This is a genomic window from Kitasatospora sp. NPDC096147 (assembly GCF_044763225.1).
Classification (GTDB): Bacteria; Actinomycetota; Actinomycetes; order Streptomycetales; family Streptomycetaceae; genus Kitasatospora.
The window spans coordinates 284568-303308 of sequence record NZ_JBIWFX010000006.1 but is presented as its reverse complement, the minus strand read 5'-3'; the positions used below and the strand labels follow the sequence as shown (position 1 = coordinate 303308).

Below are 18741 nucleotides of genomic sequence, written 5' to 3'. Positions count from 1 at the left end.
GGCGAACAGCATCGACATCCGCTCCGGGGCCCCGGCCCTACTGCCCGGGGCCGGGGGCGAACCGCTGTCGCCGCTCCGGGTCGCTCACCTTCATCGCCATCAGCCGGCGCACCAGCGCCACCAGGTCCGCCGGGTCGAAGGGCTTGCCGAGGTAACCGTCCACGCCGACCGACCGGCCCTGTCGCAGCTCCGCCGGGGCGCAGGCGCTGACGATCGCGATCGGCAACCGCGCGGTGGCCGGCGCCGCCCGCAGCCGGGCCGCCGTCCGCAGGCCGTCCAACCTCGGCATCATCACGTCCAGCGTCACCACGTCCGGTGCCACCCGCCGGACCACCTCCAGGCACTCCGCGCCATCGGCGGCCGTCACCACCTCGAAGCCCTCAAGCTCCAGGTTGACTCTGATCAGCTGGCGGATCACCTCGCTGTCGTCCACCACGAGGACCCGCCCGGAGGCTCCCGACACCTCACCGAGGGTAGCCGCGCACCCACCTGCCCGTCCGCCCTTTCCCACACTCCGTCACACCTTCCGCCACCCGGTCGGAAACCCGTGCACGGAGCACGCTCGCGACCTGGTAACGTTCTCTCCGTCGCCGCAAGGAGACACCAAGCAGGCCCCCGTAGCTCAGGGGATAGAGCACCGCCCTCCGGAGGCGGGTGCGCAGGTTCGAATCCTGCCGGGGGCACTTCGCAAGAAGTGCTGCAGAGGCCCAGATTGACCATCGGTCAGTCTGGGCCTTCGTCATGCTCCGGGTGCGGCAAGGTGCGGGATCACTTCGGACGGGTCACGGGTGCCGACGGTGGGCGGGATCAGGGACGGGCCCGCCCAGGCCGGTACGAGGTCGTTGCAGGAGTAGTCGTGGGCAAGGCAGTTGTCGCACCACTCCCAGTGCCGGCCGGCGCCCAGGTAGGGCTCGCCGCCGACGGTGCGCGGGGTGCCCGGGCCCCAGAGGCCGAAGGCCAGGTGGAGGGTGCCGGTGCCGCAGAGCGGGCAGGCGGCGGGGCGGGTGAGCTCATGCGCCTCGGCCATGCCGTTGAGGACGGCGCGCCATGCCGAGTAGTGCTCCATGGGCAGCTCGGTCCAGTCGTCGGGCATCTGCTCCGGCCTTCCGCGAGGGCGCCGGGGGTCGGCGCCACAGCGGCACTCTGCACCACAACTGCCGCACGGGCGGCCTGATTTACGGCTGGTGCACGCCGGGTGGTCAGCCGGTGGCGTCCTGGTAGAGGGCCCGGAAGGCCGGGCCGAACACGGCGCCGTAGGAGGTGTCCTCGGTGTCGCCGCCCTCCTGGTGGCCGCCGATGACGCCGATCAGGTGGCCGGTGGCGGTGTCGACGAAGGGGCCGCCGCTGGTGCCGCCCGGGTAGCCGGGGCAGTCGATGCGGCGCTGGGTCGGGGACTGAGCGGTGGTGGCGTTGGTGCAGAGCAGCGGGGTGTCGGTACGGGCGGGGTAGCCGTAGAGGCGGGCGGTGGTGGCGAGGGGGGCCGCGAAGTCGACGGGGGTGCCACCGAGGACGGACTGGATGGTGCGGCCGGTGGCCGGGTCGGGGGCGATGTCGAGCAGGGCGTAGTCCTGGTCGGGGTCGCCGGAGTCCTGCCAGCCGTCGGTGGCGTGGATCGCGGTGACCCGCCAAGTGCCGTACGGGGCTTCGCCGTTGCGGTAGGCCGGGGTGAAGGTGAGGCCGTCCGCCGAGGAGACGCAGTGGGCGGCGGTGACGGCCAGACTGCCACCCGGGCTGTCGATGACGGAGGCGGTGCAGAAGTGCTGACCGCCGGAGCCGAGCACGCCGACCCGGTCGGCCTCGGGGCCGGGCGGGGCCGTGCCGGTGGTGCCGAGCGACACCTCGGCGGGCACGGCGGAGGGCGAGGCGGCAGGCGACGGCGAGGGGGCGGGCGCGGGCGAGGCGGCAGGCGACGGCTCCGGCTGCGCCACCGCGTCCGGGTCCGCCGCCGGGGCCTCGACAGGCGCCGCGGCCGGGACGGCGGCCGGCAGCTCGGCCGGCGCGGCGGCCGCCGCCTGGGCGGTCTCCACCGGGGTCGCGTTGCGGGCAGCGGCCGGCGTGACCGCGAACAGCAGGCTCAACAGGGCGGCCAGGCCGAGGCGGTGCCAGATCGTCAAGGCGGTGCTCCTGCGCAGAGGGGTCCGGGGGTCCCCAGCCTGGCCGGTGGTTCTGAGGATCGGATGATCCACCACCGGGAAGTCCCTGGGAATCCCCCGGACGCTTCCTGGGAGCGCCGGTCGTTCAGTCGGCGACCGCCGCCGGTTCGACGATGCGGCCGTCGTGGAGTTCGAGGATGCGGTCGGCCTGCGACATCAGGGCGGGGTCGTGGGTGGCGACCAGGGCGGTGACGCCCTGGGAGCGGACCACCGCGCGGAGCAGGTCCATGACGGCGAGGCCGGTCTCGGAGTCGAGTTGGCCGGTGGGCTCGTCGGCGATGATCAGGGCGGGGTCGTTGGCGAGGGCGCGCGCGATGGCGACCCGCTGCTGCTGGCCGCCGGAGAGCTCGGACGGGAGCTGGTCGGCGTGGCCGGCCAGGCCGACCAGGGCGAGCAGGGTGTGCACGCGCTCCTCGCGCTCGGCGGCGGCCATCCGCCGCAGCCGCATCGGGACGCCGACGTTCTCGGCCGCGGTGAGCACGGGCAGCAGGCCGAAGGACTGGAAGACGAAGCCGATCCGGTCGCGACGCAGGGCGAGCCGGCCGTTCTCGTCGAGCGAGGCGAGATCGGTGCCGTCGATCACGATGCTTCCGCCGGAGGCCTGGTCGAGACCGCCGACGAGATTGAGCAGAGTGGTCTTACCGGAGCCGGACCTGCCCTTTAGGGCAGTGAGCTCCCCCCTTCCGGCCATAAACGAAACGCCTCTTAGGGCATGGACCTCATTGGGCCCGTTTCCGAAGCTTCGCCGCAGGTCAGTGACCTGGACCATCGGTTCCTTCTGGTTCTCCGTCATATTCGCATCCCCCTCGGGCAGTGTGCCGAATGAATTCTGCCCATCAACCCGATGATGCGCGCAAGACCCTTCCCGCGACGAACTTTCTCTGACAGAGTCGGCCGCTGTCCGGGACGGGGGTACACGGGAAATGTTCGGATTCGTACTGCGGCGCCTGCGTGGACGGCTGCCGCTGGCCGCCGCGGTGCTGTTGACGGTGCTCACCACGACCACCGTGCTGACGGCGCTGGCCGCCTTCGACCGCACCGTCGGTGAGGCCGGCCTGCGGCACGCGCTGACCGGCGAGCCGCGTGGCTCGCTGCTGCTGGGCACCGACCGGGAGACGCCGAGGGCGAAGGACGACGCGGCGGTGGCCGGCTTCGCCCGGGAGGTGTACGGCGAGCTGCCGACCACCACCCTCAGCGTCGCCCGGAGCAAGTCGTACGGTCTCCCGGCCCGACCGGACGGCGGCCGAGCGGCCGACGCGCAGCCGGACCTGACGGTGCTGGCCGCACTGGCGCCGGACCGGGTCGAGGTGCTGGCCGGCCGGCTGCCGCAGGCGCCGCAGGCCGGCGGTCCGGTCGAGGTGGCGGCCCCGTCGAGCACCCTGGACCGCCTGGGCCTGACCGCCGGGGCGCTGCCCGCCACGGTGACCATCGTCGACCGGTTCACCGACGTGCCGATGGAGGTGTCGGTCACCGGGGTCTACCGGGCCGCCGACCGGGCTGCGGAGTACTGGCGGCTGGACCCGCTGGGCGGCCGGGAGACGCAGGTCAAGGGCTTCACCACCTACGGGCCGATGCTGGTGGACGATGCCGCCCTCAGCTCGGGCCGGGTCACCCAGGGCGGACGCAGCTGGCTGGTGACCGCCGACTTCTCCACCACCACGGCCGAGCGGATGGCGGACCTCGGGCAGCGGCTGCCCGAGCTGCGCGTCGAGTTCCTGCGGGGCAACGGACTCCAGGTCGACACGGGGCTGGCCGAGTTGGTCGAGGAGTTGCGGTCGGCCGCGCTGATGGCCCGTTCGACGCTACTGATCGGGGGCCTGCAGCTGGTGGCGCTGGCGGTGGCGGCGCTGCTGCTGGTGGTGCACCTGGTGACCGACCGCCGGGCGGGCGAGAACGCGCTGCTCACCGCGCGCGGCGCGAGCCGGGCCCGGCTCGCGGCCTGCACCGCGATCGAGTCGGTGCTGCTCGCCCTGCCCGCCGCGCTGCTCGCTCCCGTGCTGGCCGGGCCGGTGCTGCGCCTGCTGGGCCGTCAGGAGGCGCTGGCCGGGCTGCCGCTGGACACCACGGGCTGGGCGCAGCGCTGGCCGGTGGCGTTGGTGTGTGCGGTGGTGGGGGTGGTGTTGACGTCGCTGCCGCGTCCTGGTGCGCGGCGGGTGCGTTCGCGGCGGCAGGCGGTGGTGAGTACGGCTGCCCGCTCGGGTGCGGATCTGGCGCTGCTGGCGCTGGCGGCGCTGGCGTACCGTCAACTCACCCGGCAGAGCGGTGGGTTGTCCACGGCGGCGGACGGGACGCAGGGGATCGATCCGGTGCTGGTGGCGGCGCCGACCGTGGCGCTGTGCGCGGGGACGTTGCTGGTGCTGCGGCTGCTGCCGTTCGCCGCCCGTTGGGGTGCGCGTACCGCGGCGCGTGGCCGGGCGCTCGGGCCGGCGCTGGCCGGCTGGCAGCTGGCCCGCCGTCCGGGCCGGGCGAACGGACCCGTGCTGCTGCTGGTGCTGGCGATGGCCACCGGTGTGCTGGCGCTCGGTCAGCACACCGCCTGGGACCGGTCCCAGCGGGACCAGGCCGACTTCACCACGGCCGGCGGCCTGCGGATCTCGGGCTCCACCACCAACGCCCTCGGCCAGGGCGGCCAGTACGGTGCGCTCCCCGGCGGCGAGCGGCTGATCCCGGCCGCACTGGTGGACCAGAGCCTGCCCGGGGACCGCACCGGCCGGCTCCTGATGCTCGACACCACCGGGTCCGTCGCCCGGCTCCCGGTCCGCCCGGACCTGTTCGCCGGCCGGCCGATCGGCGACGTGCTCGGCCCGCTGACCCCGGGCGCGCTCGGCGGCCTGCCGCTGCCCGGCCGCCCCGCCCGGATCGACCTCGGCATCGAACTGCGGCCGGGCGTCCCGGCGGAGGACGCCTTCCCGGTGGCCTACCAGAGCCCCACGCTCTGGCTGATGCTCCGGGACCGCTACGGGCTGGTCCACCGCGCGGTCGTCCCGCCGCTGGGAGAGGGCGGCCGGCGGACGGTGTCCGTCGACCTGACCGCCCTGGCCGGGCCCCCGGTCGGCTCGGTCGCCGCCCCGCTGACCCTGGCCGCCGTGGTGGTCAACTACTCCAAGGACACCGGGCAGCCCGGCGCCGAGCTGACGGTGCACCGGCTCGCGGTGGCGGACACGGCCGGCGGCCCGGCCACCCCCGTGCCGCTGCCCTCCCCCGGCGCCTGGTCGGTCGTCCAGGACGCGCAGCCCGGGATGTTCTCGAAGACGCCGAAGACCTGGCTCAAGCTGCTGCCCGCACCCGAGGGCGGCCAGCGGCTGAGCTACGAGTCGCCCCGGACCGGCGGCATGACCTCCGCCACCCTGATCCCGGCCGGCCCCCGGATCGACGGCCGTCCGGACGACGGGCCGCTGCCCGCCGTGGCCACCCGGGACTACCTGGCCGCGATCGGCGCGAAGACCGGCGACACCGTCCAGGTGCTGGTCGGCGGCAGCAAGCTCCCGGTGCGGATCACCTCCGAGGTGCCCGTCCTGCCGGTGGCCGGCGCCACCGCGATCGCCCTCGACCTCCCCGCCCTGAGCGGACGGCTGGCCGTCCGTGGCCTGCTGACGAGCACCGTGCCGGAGTGGTGGCTGCCCGCCGCCGGCCCCGACGACCGCACCCCGGCCACCGCCGCCGCCGCACTGCGCTCCCAACCAGGATTCCAACAGCTGGAGTTGAACGGCGAACGGGCCACCAAGCTGCTCCACGACCCGGTCAGCGCCGCACCCCAGGGCGCCCTGACCGCCCTCGCCGTGGTCGCCGCCCTGCTCGCCGCCATCGGCTTCGCCGCCGCAGCCTCCGCCGCCGCCACCGAACGCGCCGGCGAATCCGCCGTCCTGCTCGCCCTCGGCACCCCCCGCCGACTGCTCACCCGCGCCGTCACCGCCGAACAGGCCGTCCTGATCACCCTCGGCACCACCACCGGCCTCGCCCTCGGCACCGTCCTGGTCCACCTCACCGTCCCCCTCCTGGTCCTCACCCCCACCGCCCGACCGCCCCTGCCCGCCGTCCTGATCGCCCTCCCGCTCTGGCCCACCCTCGCCCTCACCGCCGCCACCGCCGGCCTCCCCCTGCTCACCGCCGTCCTCGGCACCGCCCGCCGCAACGGCCCGGCCGCCGCCCTGCGCCGCCCGGAGGAATCATGACCGCCCAGCTCACCATCGCCGTGGACCCCGAAAACGCACCCCACCCCCCGCACGACGACCGACCCACCACCCACACCCCCTGGATCCGCACCCGCCTCCGGGCCATGCCCCTCGCCACCCTCCTCACCGCACTCCTCGCCCTCACCACCGCCTTCCTCGCCACCGCCCTCCCCCTCGACGCCGACCGCAGCGCCGACCGCGCCCTGCGCGGCTACCTGGCCGCCGCCGGGGTCGACGGCACCAGCATGCGGGCCGACGCCGCCGCCGTGCCCGGTCGGCAGCAGCTCGACCAGGTCGCCGCCATGCTCGACGAGCGGATCGGCGCCGTGCTGCCGCTGCACGGGAAGGGCGCGGTGTACGGCACCGTGGGCCGGGAGACGCCACTGCTGAACCCCGGCCTGACCGTGATCGAGGAGGCCCGGCCCCGGCTCGCCCTGCTGTACCTGCACGACGCCCCGTCGCACCTGGAGCTGACGGCCGGTCAGTGGCCGGCCGACCGCTCCGCACCGGGCGAGACCACCCAGGTGGCACTCTCCGACGCCGCCGCCAAGGTCATGAACATCCGCCTCGGCGACGTCCTCGACGGCCAGTCCGGCGGGCGGGTCCGGGTCACCGGCCTCTACACCGCCGACCGGGAGGACCCGTACTGGAGCGGGAGCACCTGCGCGCTGTACGCGTGCGAGGACATGACCACGGACCAGCCGCCGCAGCCGTACTGGACGACCACCGCCCTGGTCGGGGACGCCGGGTACGAGGAGGTGGCCGCCTGGAACGGCCACAGCACGTCCTTCTGGCGGCTCCCCGTCGACACCGCGAAGCTGCGGGCCGACCAACTGCCGGCCACCGCCGCCACCATGGCCGGCATCACCACCGGCCCGCTCGCAGCCACCCTGACCACCGCGAGCGGCCTCCCCCGGCTCCGGGTGGAGACCGGGCTCCGGGCCCTGATCGACTCGGCTGCCGAGCAGCAGAACGCCGCCACCACGCTGACCTCGGTCGGTCCGGTCGGGGCGGCGGGCGTAATCGTGGTGGTGCTCTGCCTGGCCGCCGCCCTGACCACCGACCGCCGCCTCGACGAACTACGCCTGCTCCGGGCCCGCGGCGCCGGCCGCACCGGCCTGGCCCTGCGACTGCTCGGCGAGAGCGCCGTCACCGTCCTGCCAGCCGCCGCCCTCGGCACCACCGCAGCCCTGCTGGCCCTCCCGACGTACCGTCACACCACCGCCCTCACCGCCGGAGCCTCCGTCACCCTGCTCGCCCTGCTCGCCTTCCCGCTCCGCGCCCTGCTCGCCCTGCGGCCACCCGGCAAGCACCGCCACCGTCGCCGGCTGATCGCCGAACTCCTGCTGCTGGCCCTCACGGTGGCCGCCGTCACGCAGGCCCGCCGCCGGGGCGTGACCCCGCTCGGCGAGGAGATCGACCCGCTGCTGATCGGCGGCCCCCTGCTGATCGCCCTCACCGGCGCGGTCCTGCTCGCCCGCCTGCAACCCCTGCTGATCGGCCTGCCCGCCCGCTGGTCCGCCCGCCGCACCGGCGCCATCACCTTCCTCGGCCTCACCCGAGCCGCCCGCAGCGGCCCCGGCGGACGCCCCTCCGCCCTCCCCCTGCTCGCCCTGCTGATCGCCGTCGGCTGCGCCGCCTTCGGCGCCACCACCCTGACCAGCGTGGTCACCGACCGCGCCGCCGCGGCCCGCTTCCAGGTCGGCGGGGACGCCGCCGTCCGCCCCCGGGGGCCCGTCCCCCTGCCGGACGGCTTCGCCGAGGCGGCCTCCCGGCTCCCCGGCGTCCGGCTCACCACAGCCGTGCACACCGAGGACGACGTGACCCTGGTCACCGACGGCAGCGAGAACCTCCAGGTCAATCTGGTGGCCGCCGACCCGGAGCCCTACGCCCGGATGGCCGAGGTCGCCGGGCGCGGCACCTTCGACCCCGCCCTGCTGCAACCGCTGCCGGACGGCCTGGTGCCCGCACTGGTCAGCCCGAGCCTGCCGCAGGGCGAGTTCCGGCTCTACCTGAACAACGGCACGGTACGGATCCGCACCGTCGGCACGGTGGGGCGCAGCCCTGCCGTGGTCGGCTCCGCCGTCCCGATCGTGCAGATCCCCCCGGTGGAGACGGCCGGCCCGGCGAACACCCTGCTGGCCGCCGGCCCGGTGGACGAGGCCGCCCTGCGCGAGCTGGCCGACCGGAGCTTCCCGACCGTCGAGGCCGCCGACCACCCCGGCACCCGGGCACCCGGCTACTGGCTGCGCACCAGCGCCGGCACGGAGCGCGCGCTGGGCGACAACCCCTTGCAGGCGGCGTCCGAGCGGACCTTCTGGACCGCCGTCACCGCCACCGCCCTCTACGCCGTCCTCGCCGTCCTGCTCACCCTCGTCCGCGCCACCCCCGAACGCGCCGCCCTCCTCGCCCGCCTGCGCACCATGGGCCTGAAACCCCGTCAGGGACTCACCCTCGTCCTCGCCGAATCCCTCCCACCCGTCCTCCTCGCCGCCACCGGCGGCGCCACCACCGCCACCGCCGCCATCCTGCTCCTCGGCCCCGCCATCGACCTCACCCCCCTCGTCGGCGCCACCGTCACCCCCGGCCTCACCCTCCGCCCCGGCCCCGTCCTCACCCAAGCCCTCGGCCTCGCCGCCCTCGCCACCACCGCCGTCCTCGCCGAAGCCGCCCTCACCGCCCGACGCCAGATCACCACCGAACTGAGAGCAGGCGACCAGTGACCAACCGGACCCAGCCCACCCTCGACGACCTGCGCAGCAGGGCCCTCGCCGCCGCCGCGCCCACCACCCGCGACCACGACACCGCGATCACCTGCGAACGCCTGGTCCGCATCTTCACCACCGACAAGGTCGAGGTCCAAGCCCTCCAGGGACTCGACCTCACCGTCCGGCGCGGCGACCTGATCGCCCTGGTCGGCGCCTCCGGCAGCGGCAAGTCCACCCTGCTCAACATCCTGGCCGGCCTCGACACCCCCACCGCCGGCACCGCCGCCGTCGACGGCGCCGACCTCCTCACCCTCACCGGCAAGGACCTCCTCCACTACCGCCGCCACACCGTCGGCTTCGTCTTCCAGCAGACCGCCCGCAACCTCCTGCCGTTCCTCACCGCCGCCCAGAACATCACCCTGCCCATGCAGCTGAGCGCCCGCGGCGGCCGGACCACCCGCCGGCACGGCGCCCGCGCCACCGAGCTCCTCGAAGCCCTCGACATCGGCGAACTCGCCCACCGCCTGCCCTCCCAGCTCTCCGGCGGCCAGCAGCAGCGCGTCGCCATCGCGGTCGGCATGGCCAACGCCCCTGCCGTGCTGCTCGCCGACGAGCCCACCGGCGAGCTCGACTCGGAGACCGCCGCCGGCGTCTTCGAAGCCCTCCGCACCGTCAACCGCGAACTCGGCGTCACCACCGTCGTCGTCACCCACGACCCCATGGTCGCCGCCGAGGTGCGGCGGACCGTCGCCATCCGCGACGGCCGCACCAGCAGCGAGGTCCTGCGCCGCACCACCACCGACGCCGACGGTCAGGAGACCACCACCGAACGCGAGTACGTCATGCTCGACCGCACCGGTCGCGTCCAGCTCCCCGCCAAGTTCCTCGCAGCCCTCGGCATGGAGCACCGGGTCGCCACCGATCTGGCCGCCGACCACATCCGCATCCACCCCGACCACCACGAGTGACACCCCGTCAGGCCAGTGCGGCGGCCAGGGTCTCGGGGTCGATCAGGGCGGTGTGGGTGCCCGCGGCCGTGCAGGCGTACGCACCGGCTACCGCACCGGAGCGGGCGCAGTCCAGCGGCGGGCGCCCGGCCAGCCAGGCGTGCAGGAAGCCGCTGACGTAGGCGTCGCCCGCGCCGTTGGTGTCGACCACCGGGCGGCCCGGGTCGACGGCGGGGACGTGGTGGAGGACGCCGGGGTCCTCCCGGAGCAGCAGCCGGCTGCCGGCCGCGCCGTCGGTGGCGCAGACCAGCCGGGCCCGGCCCTCGGCCAGGATCCGGTGCATCAGCTGCTCCGTCCGGCCCCGGCTGCCGGCCGCGGAGAGGAAGACCAGGTCGGCGCCGAGCGCGTAGGGCAGGTGGTGGGGGTTCTCGCCGTCCCAGTCGTGCAGGTCGGTGGAGCTGGTGCGGTCGAGCCGCCGGACGTCCTCGATCATGTCGCGGTTGACGCCGGTGATCGAGAGGTGGACGTGCCGGCTGCGCTCCAGGTGCGGCAGGTAGAAGGCGCGGGGCAGGCGGAGCCCGGCCGGGTGGCGGCCGTCGTAGAAGGAGAACCGGCGGCCGGCCCGGTCCACCAGGTTCACCGAGCGCGGGGTGCCGGCCGGGGAGACCAGGTGGTCGAACGGCAGCCCGTGGCGCCGGAATTCGGCCAGCAGCAGCTCGGCCTGCGGGTCGTCGCCCAGGTAGTCCACGAAGGTGGTGCGCAGCCCCAGCCGGTGGGTGCCGAGCGCGACCCCGGTACCGGTGTGCGCGGCGTGGTCCCGCACCGGGGGGACGGACTGCGAGTCGGCGTCCGGCAGTCGGAGGTGCTCCACCCGGACGATGGTGTCGACGCCGGCTCCGCCGGCCACCAGCAGGTCGTTCTCGGTCATGCCCGGAGTCAAGCAGGGCCGCCCACTCGGCGGCAATCCCTTGCGGAATGTTTCCGCAAGGGATTGCCGGGAGTTGACGGACGGTCAGATCGCCGCATGGACGGGCTGCTCGGCCTCCGCCTCCCCCGGGACCGGCTTGTGGTCGATCATCAGGAAGGCGATCACGGCCGCCGCGAGCAGGATGCCCATGGCCACCACGGTGGCCACCGAGTAGCCGTGCACGGCGCCCTGGGCCTGCACCAGCGGATCACCCGCGTTCCGGCTGACCAGGTAGGTGGTGGTGACGCTGGCCGCGATGGTGTTCAGCAGCGCGGTGCCGATCGAACCGCCCACCTGCTGCGCGGTGTTGATGACGGCGGAGGCGGCACCGGTCTCGTTCGGCGCGACCCCGAGGGTGGCCAGGCTCATGGTCGGCATGAAGATCAGGCCCATGCCGAAGCCGAGCAGCAGCTCGCTGGGCAGCACCATGGTCAGGTAGGAGCTGTCCACCTTGAGGTTGATCAGCCAGGCCATGCCGGCCGCCGCCAGCAGCAGGCCGGGCACCACCAGGTTCCGGGACGGCACCCGGGTCATCATCCGGGCCGCGAAGCCGGTGGAGGCGATGATGATCGCGGCGGTCATCGGCAGGAAGGAGACGCCGGCCATCACCGGCGAGTAGCCCTTGATCACCTGGAGGTAGTAGGTGAGGAAGAGGAACAGGCCGAACATCCCGATCATCGCCATGCCGACCGCCAGCGCCGCCCCGCCCCGGTTCCGGTCGCCGATGATGTGCAGCGGCAGCAGCGGGTGGGTGGTGCGCTTCTCGACCATCACCAGCGCGGCCAGCAGCAGCACGCCCAGCACCAGGCAGCCGATCACCAGCCAGTCGCCCCAGCCGCGCCCGGTGGCCTCCGAGGTGCCGTAGACGATGGCCAGCAGGCCGCCGCAGCCGAGCAGCGCGCCGGGCAGGTCGAGCCTGGTCCGGTGCTGCTTCTCCACGTGGTCGCGTTCGAGCAGGTAGAAGGCGCCGATCGCGGCGCCGAGGGCGATCGGGATGTTGACGAACAGGCACCAGCGCCAGTCCAGGTACTCGGTGAGCAGACCGCCGGAGATCAGGCCGATGGCGGCGCCGCAGCCCGCGATCGCGCCGAACACGCCGAAGGCGGTGGAGCGTTCCTTCGGGTCGGTGAAGGTGGTGGAGAGCAGAGACAGCGCGGACGGCGCGAGCACCGCGCCGAAGGCGCCCTGCAGGGCGCGGGCGGCGAACAGCATCCAGCCCTCGGTGGCCAGCCCGCCGATCGCGGAGGCCACCGCGAAGCCCAGCAGGCCGATGGTGAAGGTGCGCTTGCGGCCGAACAGGTCGCCGATCCGCCCGCCGAGCAGCAGCAGGCCGCCGAAGGCCAGCGTGTAGGCGGTGATCACCCACTGGCGGTTGGCGTCCGAGATGCCCAGGTCCTTCTGGGCCGATGGCAGTGCGATGTTCACGATGGTCGCGTCCAGCACGATCATCAGCTGCGCGATGGCGATCACGGCCAGCGCCCACCAGCGGCGGGACGCGGCCGTGCGGTCTTCGGGAGCGTGCAGATGGGACACCGTGGGGCCGCCTTCCGGGAGACACCGGAGAGAGCGCGCTCTCTCCGAGCTGCTCCATCCAGGAGATCCCCCGGACGGGTGAGCGGCAATTCGGCCGTCCGGGCCGGGCCCGGACGGCCGGATCGCCGTGGCACCCGCTACAGCCCGGCCAGCACCTCGGCCAGGTCGTCCAGGCCCAGCGAGCCCTGGGAGAGCGCGGCCATGTGCCACGCCTTCTGGTCGAACTCCTCGCCCCGGGCCGAGGCCGCCGCCCGGGCCGCCTCCCGGCCGCGCAGCCAGGCGCGCTCGCCGAGCTTGTAGCCGATCGCCTGGCCGGGCAGGCCCAGGTAGCGGATCAGCTCGCTGTCCAGGAACTCGGCGGACAGCCCGCAGTAGCGGCCGAAGAACTCCCGGGCGTCGTCCGGCAGCATCGCCTCGCCCGGCTTGAACGGGGAGTCGGCCGGGAAGTCCAGGCCGACGTGCATGCCGATGTCCACGATCACCCGCAGCGCGCGCATCATCTGCGCGTTCAGGTAGCCGAGCCGGTGGCCGGGGTCGGTCAGGTAGCCGAGCTCGTCCATCAGTCGCTCGGCGTACAGCGCCCAGCCCTCCATGTTGGCGCTCACCCCGCCGAGGGTGACCTGATAGGTCGACAACTCGTCGGCGCAGTAGGTCCATTGGGCCAGCTGGAGGTGGTGGCCGGGCACGCCCTCGTGGTACCAGGTGGAGACCAGGTCCCAGACCGGGAAGCTCTCCCGGCCGAGCAGCGGCAGCCAGGTCCGGCCCGGGCGGGAGAAGTCCAGCGAGGGGCCGGTGTAGTACGGGGCGGCGGCGCTGCCGGGCGGGGCGATCCGGGACTCCACCTTGAGCAGCGGCTCGGCCAGGTCGAAGTGCACGCCCTGGAGGTCGCTGATCGCCTGGTCCATCAGGCCCTGCAGGTACTCCCGGACGGCCTCCTCGCCGCGGATCGCCGGGCCGTCCTGCTCCAGCCAGGCCATCGCCTCCATCGGGGTGCCACCGGGCAGCACCTTGCCGGCCTCCGCCCGCATCTGGGCGTCCAGCTCGTGGAACTGCTCCCAGGCCCAGGCGTACGCCTCGTCCAGGTCGAGGTCGGCACCGGTCCAGTAGCGGACCCAGCGGGCGTACCGCTCGCGGCCGACGGTGTCCGGCTGCCCGGCGGCGGCCGGGCCGTAGACGTCCCGCAGCCAGTCGCGCAGCTCGCCGAAGGCCCCGGCGGCGGCGACGGCGGCGGCCGTCAGGGCCTCCTGCTGAGCGGCCGGGGCGGGGGCGACGAAATCGCCGAACCAACCGCCCGGGCCGCCCTCCAGCCACTCCCCCACCTGACCGATCACGGTGGCCACCTGGCGCGGGCCGGAGAGCAGGCCGCGCTCGACGCCCTCGGCCAGCAGCTCCCGGTAGCCGGCCAGTGCGGCCGGCACCCGGGCCAGCCGACGGCCGATCAGCTCCCACTGCTCCGGGGTCTCGGTGGGCAGCAGGTCGAAGACCTCGCGGATGCCGTGCATCGGGGAGGAGAGGTTGCGGACGGCCCGGAAGTCCTCGCCCGCCTCGTGCACGGCGAGCTCCGCCGTCAGCCGCTCGCGGAGCAGCCGGGCGCAGCCCCGCTCGGCCTCGGCGGACGCGGCTCCGGCCGCCTCCGCCGCGTCCAACTCGGCCAGCGTGCGACGGGCCAGCCCGGCGACGGCGGCCTGGCCGGCCGGGGAGAGGTCGGGGAGCCGGTCGTCGTCCTGCGGACCGATCCCGAGGTAGACCGCGGTCAGCGGATCGAGCTCGGCCAGGGCGTGGACGTACGCATCGGCGATCCGGCGCGGGGTGGTGCCGGCGCCGTCGGAGGTGCCGTCGGAGTTGATCAGTGCTTCAACCATCCGGCCATCCTCGCGCAGGCGGGCCGGTTTGCAAGCCCCCCGGAGGGGGTTGCCGATCCACGGTCAGAAACTGCCGGTGCCGGTCCCCGTCAACGGGCCGTCCGGTGCCGCAGCGCGCGGGCCGCGGCCACCGGGTCCCAGACCGGGCGGCCCCGGGCGAACCGGTAGAAGCTCAGGCCGATCAGCACCGAGCAGAAGTGGCCGAGGTCGGTGAAGGTGTGCGAGGTGATCAGCGGCAGCAGGTAGAAGAACAGCAGCGCACCGCCGTAGACCCAGCGCCAGCGGCCGGCGAAGCGGTAGGTCAGCACCCCCTCGACCCCGGCCAGCGCGTAGGAGACCCCCACGTCGACGGTGGTGGACATGTTCTCCGGCAGCCGTCCGGCGTCCACGCCCCAGGCCACGATGCCCTCGCTGACGAAGGTGGCCAGCACGTGCGCGGTGAGGGCGACGGTCAGCCAGCGCAGGGTGCCGAGCCAGCGCTCGGCGGGGACGTGGAAGAGGTTGTAGAGCACGAAGTAGAACGGGAAGGACGCCGACTCGGTCCAGATCGCGCTGGCCAGCAGGGCATGCACCGGGTGGCTGCGCAGCTGCTCGATGTTGGTGGACCGCTTGCCCAGGAACCAGTCCAGGTTGGCCGGATCCATCCGGGCCACCACGAAGCTGGTGCAGGCGAGCAGCAGCAGCCAGCAGTACGTCCCCGGGGCGGCCCTGACGTACCGTCCGACCGCCCGGACGGCGCGGGAGGCCCAGGAGGCGCGGGTGGCAGTGCCCCGGCGTGCGGGTGGGTCCTGTGCGCTGTCCTGCAACCCGACTCCCTGCTGGTGCGGCCGGCGAGCCGACGACGGGCCGCCGGCGGGCGGCCGACTCGCGGCCGACGCATGGCCGACGCATGGCCGACGAGCGGCTGACGGTCACATGATGGTCCGTTATGTCCCGTTCGCCGGACGGACCCGCCGGAACCGGGGCAGAACGGGGGAGGGCCGAGCCCGGCCGGGCGGCTACCCTGGCCGCCATGACTGCGACGACCCCCACTTCGGCGGAGCGGCCGACCCCGGCAGCGGAGCCCGCCGCCCCGGACGCGCCCGGCGCGGCCCGGCGGCCCGGTTACCGCCGGCTCCCGGTGCAGCAGCGCCGCGAGCAGCTGATCGCGGTGGCGCTGGAGCTGTTCGCCTCCCGCCCGCCGGAGGAGGTCAGCCTGGACGACGTGGCCGAGGCGGCCGGCGCCTCCCGCCCGCTGGTCTACCGCTACTTCGCCGGCAAGCAGCAGCTCTACGAGGCCGCACTGCGCAGCGCGGCGGAGGAGCTGGCCGGCCGGTTCACCGTGCCGCCGGACGGGACGCCGACCGAGCAGCTCGCCTCGGTACTGGACAGCTACTTCGCCTTCGTGGCCGAGCACCACACCGGCTACGGGGCGCTGCTGCGCGGCGGTTCGGTGGTCGAGACGGCCCGGACCGGGGCGATCGTCGACGAGGTGCGGCGGGTCGCGCTGCGGCGGACGGTCCGTCACCTCGGGGTCCGTGGCGAGGCCGGGCCCCGGCTCACCCTGCTGGTCCGCTCCTGGATCTCGGTGGTCGAGGCCTCCGCACTGAGCTGGCTGGACGAGGGCGGGCAGATCGAGCCGACCGCGCTGCGGGACTGGCTGATCGACCAGTTCGTGGTGATGACCGCCGCCACCGCCGCGCACGACCCGCAGACCGCAGGCGTGCTGGCCGCCCTCCTGGAGCTGGACCCCCGGGCGGTCGCCCTGCTCCGCCGCCTGGGCAGCTGAGCCGGGGCGCAGCAGCCCTCGCGCGACGTCCCATGGGCAGCAGCTACCACGCGACGCCCAATGGACAGCACCTCTCTCGCGACGTCCCATGGGCAGCAGCTCTCGCGCGACGTCGGGTTGCAGCGACCCAGGGGCGCGAGGAACTGCGCGGGGTGGCAAGGCAGCACCGGCAACTGGCTGACGGCGGGTCAGTTGCCGGTGAGCCGCCTTCCGATTCGCGCAGTTCCTCGCGCCCCTGGGTCGCTGCAACTGAACCTAGCGCCCTTGGGTTAGCGCACCTGGACCTCGCGCCCCTGGGTCAACGCAACGCGACCTCGCGTCGCAAGCTCACTGAAGCCGGACCCCGCAACCCCCGGCAGGGCGCGGGCCCAGGGGCGCGGCAGCACCGGCAACTGGCTGACGGCAGGTCAGTTGCCGGTGAGCCGCCTTCCGATTCGCGCAGTTCCTCGCGCCCCTGGGTCGCTGCAACTGGACCTCGCGCTCCTGGGTCAGCGCAACCGGACCTAGCGCCCTTGGGTTAGCGCAACTGGACATCATGCCCCTGGGCCAGCGCACCTGGACCTCGCACTGTCGGCGAGCCCCGACCTGGACCTCGCGTCGCCGGGAAGCCCCGCCGGAGGCGGTTACGCCTTGCCGAGGACCTGGCGCTGGCGGCCGAGGCGGTCGACCTCCAGCTCCACCACGTCGGCGGGCTGGAGGAAGGGGGTGCCGGGGCGGCCCAGGGTGACGCCGGCCGGGGTGCCGGTGACGATCACGTCGCCGGGCTCCAGGACCATGAAGTGGCTGAGGTAGCGGACCAGTTCGAGCACCGGGAAGATCATCTCGGCGGTGGAGCCGTCCTGCCGGAGCTCGCCGTTGACCCAGAGCCGCAGGCCCAGGGACTGCGGGTCGCCGACCTCGTCCGGGGTGACCAGCCAGGGCCCGAGCGGGGTGAAGGTCTCGGCGGACTTGCCCTTGTCCCACTGGCCGCCCCGGTCGAACTGGAAGGCCCGCTCGGTCACGTCGTTGACCGCCGCGTACCCGGCGATCACGGCGGCGGCGGCCTCGTGGTCGTCCAGGTAGCGCGCGGTGCGGCCGATCACCACGGCCAGCTCGACCTCGTAGTCGGTCTTGGTGCTGCCGCGCGGCACCAGGACCTCGTCGTGGGGCCCGACCACCGTGTTGGACGGCTTGAGGAAGACCACCGGCTCGGCCGGTATCGCCGCGCCCGCCTCGGCCGCGTGGTCGCGGTAGTTGAGGCCGATCCCGACCACCTTGCCCGGCCGGGCGACCGGGGCGCCCGTCCGCTCGCCGTCGACCTCGGTGACCGGCAGTTCGCCGGCCGCGACGGCCCGGGCCAGCTCGGCCGGGTCGAGTGAGGCCAGGAAGGCCCCGTCGATGTCACCGGTCAGCCCGGAGAGGTCGTACGCGGTGCCGCCCTGACCGAGCACCACGGGGCGCTCGGCGCCCTGGGGGCCGACTCGGAGGAGCTTCACTGCCCATCACCACCTGGTTCGTCGCAAGCCATGGAGGAGGCCGCACACCTCTCCCGTCGTATGCATCCGAGGTATATCAACGGGCCGTGCCTGCGATCCAGAGGTGTCCAATGGGCGAGTTCCTATCAATTCATCCAAGCCACCGACGGCCGGAATCAGTGCCCAGCACGCTTGACAGCGGGCCACCGGTACGCCGTCGGAGCCGACTGGTAGACAGGTCCCCATGGCGATCAGCAAGCATGTCGAGGAGTTCCACGGGCTCCCGATCCACGAGTTCACCGGCACCGAGGGCCTGCCCGAGCCGGAGTCGGTGGCCTGGCGGGTCCAGGTCGAGTACGAGGGCGGCGAGGACTTCGCGGCCGTCTGGGCGCGGTTCACCGGGGCGGTGGACACCACCCGGGTGCGGGCGCTGGTGGTCGGGCCGTGGTGGGAGGACGAGTACGAGCTGGTGACCCCGGTGGTCACCGCGCTGACCGCCGACGCGGCGCGCTTCCCCCAGCTGCGGGCGATCTTCCTCGGGGAGGTGACCTTCGAGGAGTGCGAGATCTCCTGGCTCCAGATGGACGACGTCACCCCGCTGCTGACGGCCTTCCCCTCGTTGGAGGAGCTGGTGGTCCGGGGGGCCGCCGAGGACTGGGACGGCAACGGCGGGCTGGGCCTGAGCCCGGTGCGGCACGAGCGGCTGCGGGCCCTGCGGTTCGAGTCCGGCGGCCTGCCGGGCGAGGTGGTGCGGGCCGTGCTGGCCTCCGAACTGCCCGCACTGGAGCGGCTGGAGCTCTGGCTCGGCACCTCCGACTACGGGGCCTCCACCACCGACGAGGACCTCGCCCCGCTGCTGAGCGGCGCGCTCTTCCCCGCCCTGCGCCACCTGGGCCTGGAGAACGACCAGCGCCAGGACCGGATCGCCGAGCTGGTGGCCGCCGCCCCGCTGGCCGCCCGGCTCGACGGGCTCAGCCTGGCCCTGGGCACGCTGAGCGACCGGGGCGCCGAGGCGCTGCTCGGGCTCACCCACCTCAGCCGGCTCGACCTGCGCCACCACTTCCTCACCGAGGAGATGCAGCAGCGCCTGCGCGCCGCGCTGCCCGGGGTCGAGCTGGACCTCTCGGAGGCCGGGGACCCGGAGGACAAGTGGCGGTACGTGGCGAACGGCGAATGA

General features: G+C 74.2%; 14 protein-coding genes and 1 tRNA gene. 6 read left to right on the top strand and 9 right to left on the bottom strand.

All coding sequences use genetic code 11. The features are described 5' to 3' along the window. Positions 1-37: 37 nt before the first annotated feature. The gene (locus ACIRBX_RS21595; protein ID WP_402298672.1) at positions 38-463 is read right to left on the bottom strand and encodes a response regulator; all 426 of its coding nucleotides are present in this window, start codon (positions 461-463) and stop codon (positions 38-40) included. Positions 464-611: 148 nt separating this feature from the next. Here ACIRBX_RS21595 and ACIRBX_RS21590 point away from each other — a divergent pair. Then, positions 612-683 (top strand) — tRNA-Arg (locus ACIRBX_RS21590). A 56-nt stretch (positions 684-739) separates the two neighbouring features. On the opposite strand, the gene ACIRBX_RS21585 is transcribed toward ACIRBX_RS21590, so the two are convergent. The 3 genes from ACIRBX_RS21585 to ACIRBX_RS21575 form a co-directional block, all read right to left on the bottom strand. Continuing rightward, complete coding sequence (locus ACIRBX_RS21585; protein WP_402298671.1) at positions 740-1093, bottom strand: hypothetical protein; 354 nt, start codon at positions 1091-1093, stop codon at positions 740-742. A 106-nt stretch (positions 1094-1199) separates the two neighbouring features. Then, the gene (locus ACIRBX_RS21580) at positions 1200-2114 is read right to left on the bottom strand and encodes a trypsin-like serine peptidase (protein WP_402298670.1); all 915 of its coding nucleotides are present in this window, start codon (positions 2112-2114) and stop codon (positions 1200-1202) included. Positions 2115-2238: 124 nt separating this feature from the next. After that, positions 2239-2946, bottom strand: coding sequence for an ABC transporter ATP-binding protein (locus ACIRBX_RS21575; RefSeq protein WP_402298669.1), 708 nt, complete (start codon positions 2944-2946; stop codon positions 2239-2241). Positions 2947-3076: 130 nt separating this feature from the next. Here ACIRBX_RS21575 and ACIRBX_RS21570 point away from each other — a divergent pair, with 130 nt between their 5' ends. Genes ACIRBX_RS21570 through ACIRBX_RS21560 form a run of 3 tightly spaced genes read left to right on the top strand, consistent with a single transcriptional unit; the run spans position 3077 to position 10001 of the window. After that, positions 3077-6325 carry an FtsX-like permease family protein gene (locus ACIRBX_RS21570; protein ID WP_402298668.1) on the top strand — a complete coding sequence of 1083 codons (3249 nt, stop codon included), beginning with the start codon at positions 3077-3079 and terminating at the stop codon, positions 6323-6325. Continuing rightward, the gene (locus ACIRBX_RS21565) at positions 6322-9048 is read left to right on the top strand and encodes a hypothetical protein (protein ID WP_402298667.1); all 2727 of its coding nucleotides are present in this window, start codon (positions 6322-6324) and stop codon (positions 9046-9048) included. Before ACIRBX_RS21570 ends, ACIRBX_RS21565 begins: the two co-directional genes overlap by 4 nt. Continuing rightward, positions 9045-10001, top strand: a complete 957-nt coding sequence (locus ACIRBX_RS21560; protein WP_402298666.1) for an ABC transporter ATP-binding protein — start codon at positions 9045-9047, stop codon at positions 9999-10001. Before ACIRBX_RS21565 ends, ACIRBX_RS21560 begins: the two co-directional genes overlap by 4 nt. A gap of 7 nt (positions 10002-10008) precedes the next feature. Here the strand turns inward: ACIRBX_RS21560 and ACIRBX_RS21555 are convergent, their stop codons facing one another. The 4 genes from ACIRBX_RS21555 to ACIRBX_RS21540 all read right to left on the bottom strand — a co-directional run bounded on the left by ACIRBX_RS21555 (position 10009) and on the right by ACIRBX_RS21540 (position 15148). Beyond that, on the bottom strand, positions 10009-10908 hold the full coding sequence (locus ACIRBX_RS21555; RefSeq protein WP_402298665.1) for a carbohydrate kinase family protein: 900 nt from the start codon (positions 10906-10908) through the stop codon (positions 10009-10011). Between the two features lie 84 nt (positions 10909-10992). Continuing rightward, a complete protein-coding gene (locus ACIRBX_RS21550; protein ID WP_402298664.1) occupies positions 10993-12480 on the bottom strand; it encodes an MFS transporter in 1488 nt (495 codons plus the stop codon). 137 nt (positions 12481-12617) lie between these two features. Further along, the gene (locus ACIRBX_RS21545; RefSeq protein WP_402298663.1) at positions 12618-14342 is read right to left on the bottom strand and encodes a DUF885 domain-containing protein; all 1725 of its coding nucleotides are present in this window, start codon (positions 14340-14342) and stop codon (positions 12618-12620) included. Between the two features lie 89 nt (positions 14343-14431). Continuing rightward, entirely contained in the window at positions 14432-15148 is a 717-nt protein-coding gene (locus ACIRBX_RS21540) for a rhomboid-like protein (RefSeq protein WP_402298662.1), read from the bottom strand. 206 nt (positions 15149-15354) lie between these two features. Between ACIRBX_RS21540 and ACIRBX_RS21535 the strand changes: the two genes are divergently transcribed. Next, positions 15355-16110, top strand: coding sequence for a TetR/AcrR family transcriptional regulator (locus ACIRBX_RS21535; RefSeq protein WP_402298661.1), 756 nt, complete (start codon positions 15355-15357; stop codon positions 16108-16110). Between the two features lie 623 nt (positions 16111-16733). Here the strand turns inward: ACIRBX_RS21535 and ACIRBX_RS21530 are convergent. Then, entirely contained in the window at positions 16734-17585 is an 852-nt protein-coding gene (locus ACIRBX_RS21530) for a fumarylacetoacetate hydrolase family protein (protein ID WP_402298660.1), read from the bottom strand. 223 nt (positions 17586-17808) lie between these two features. On the opposite strand from ACIRBX_RS21530, the gene ACIRBX_RS21525 reads away from it, so the two are divergent. Further along, positions 17809-18741 carry an STM4015 family protein gene (locus ACIRBX_RS21525; RefSeq protein ID WP_402298659.1) on the top strand — a complete coding sequence of 311 codons (933 nt, stop codon included), beginning with the start codon at positions 17809-17811 and terminating at the stop codon, positions 18739-18741.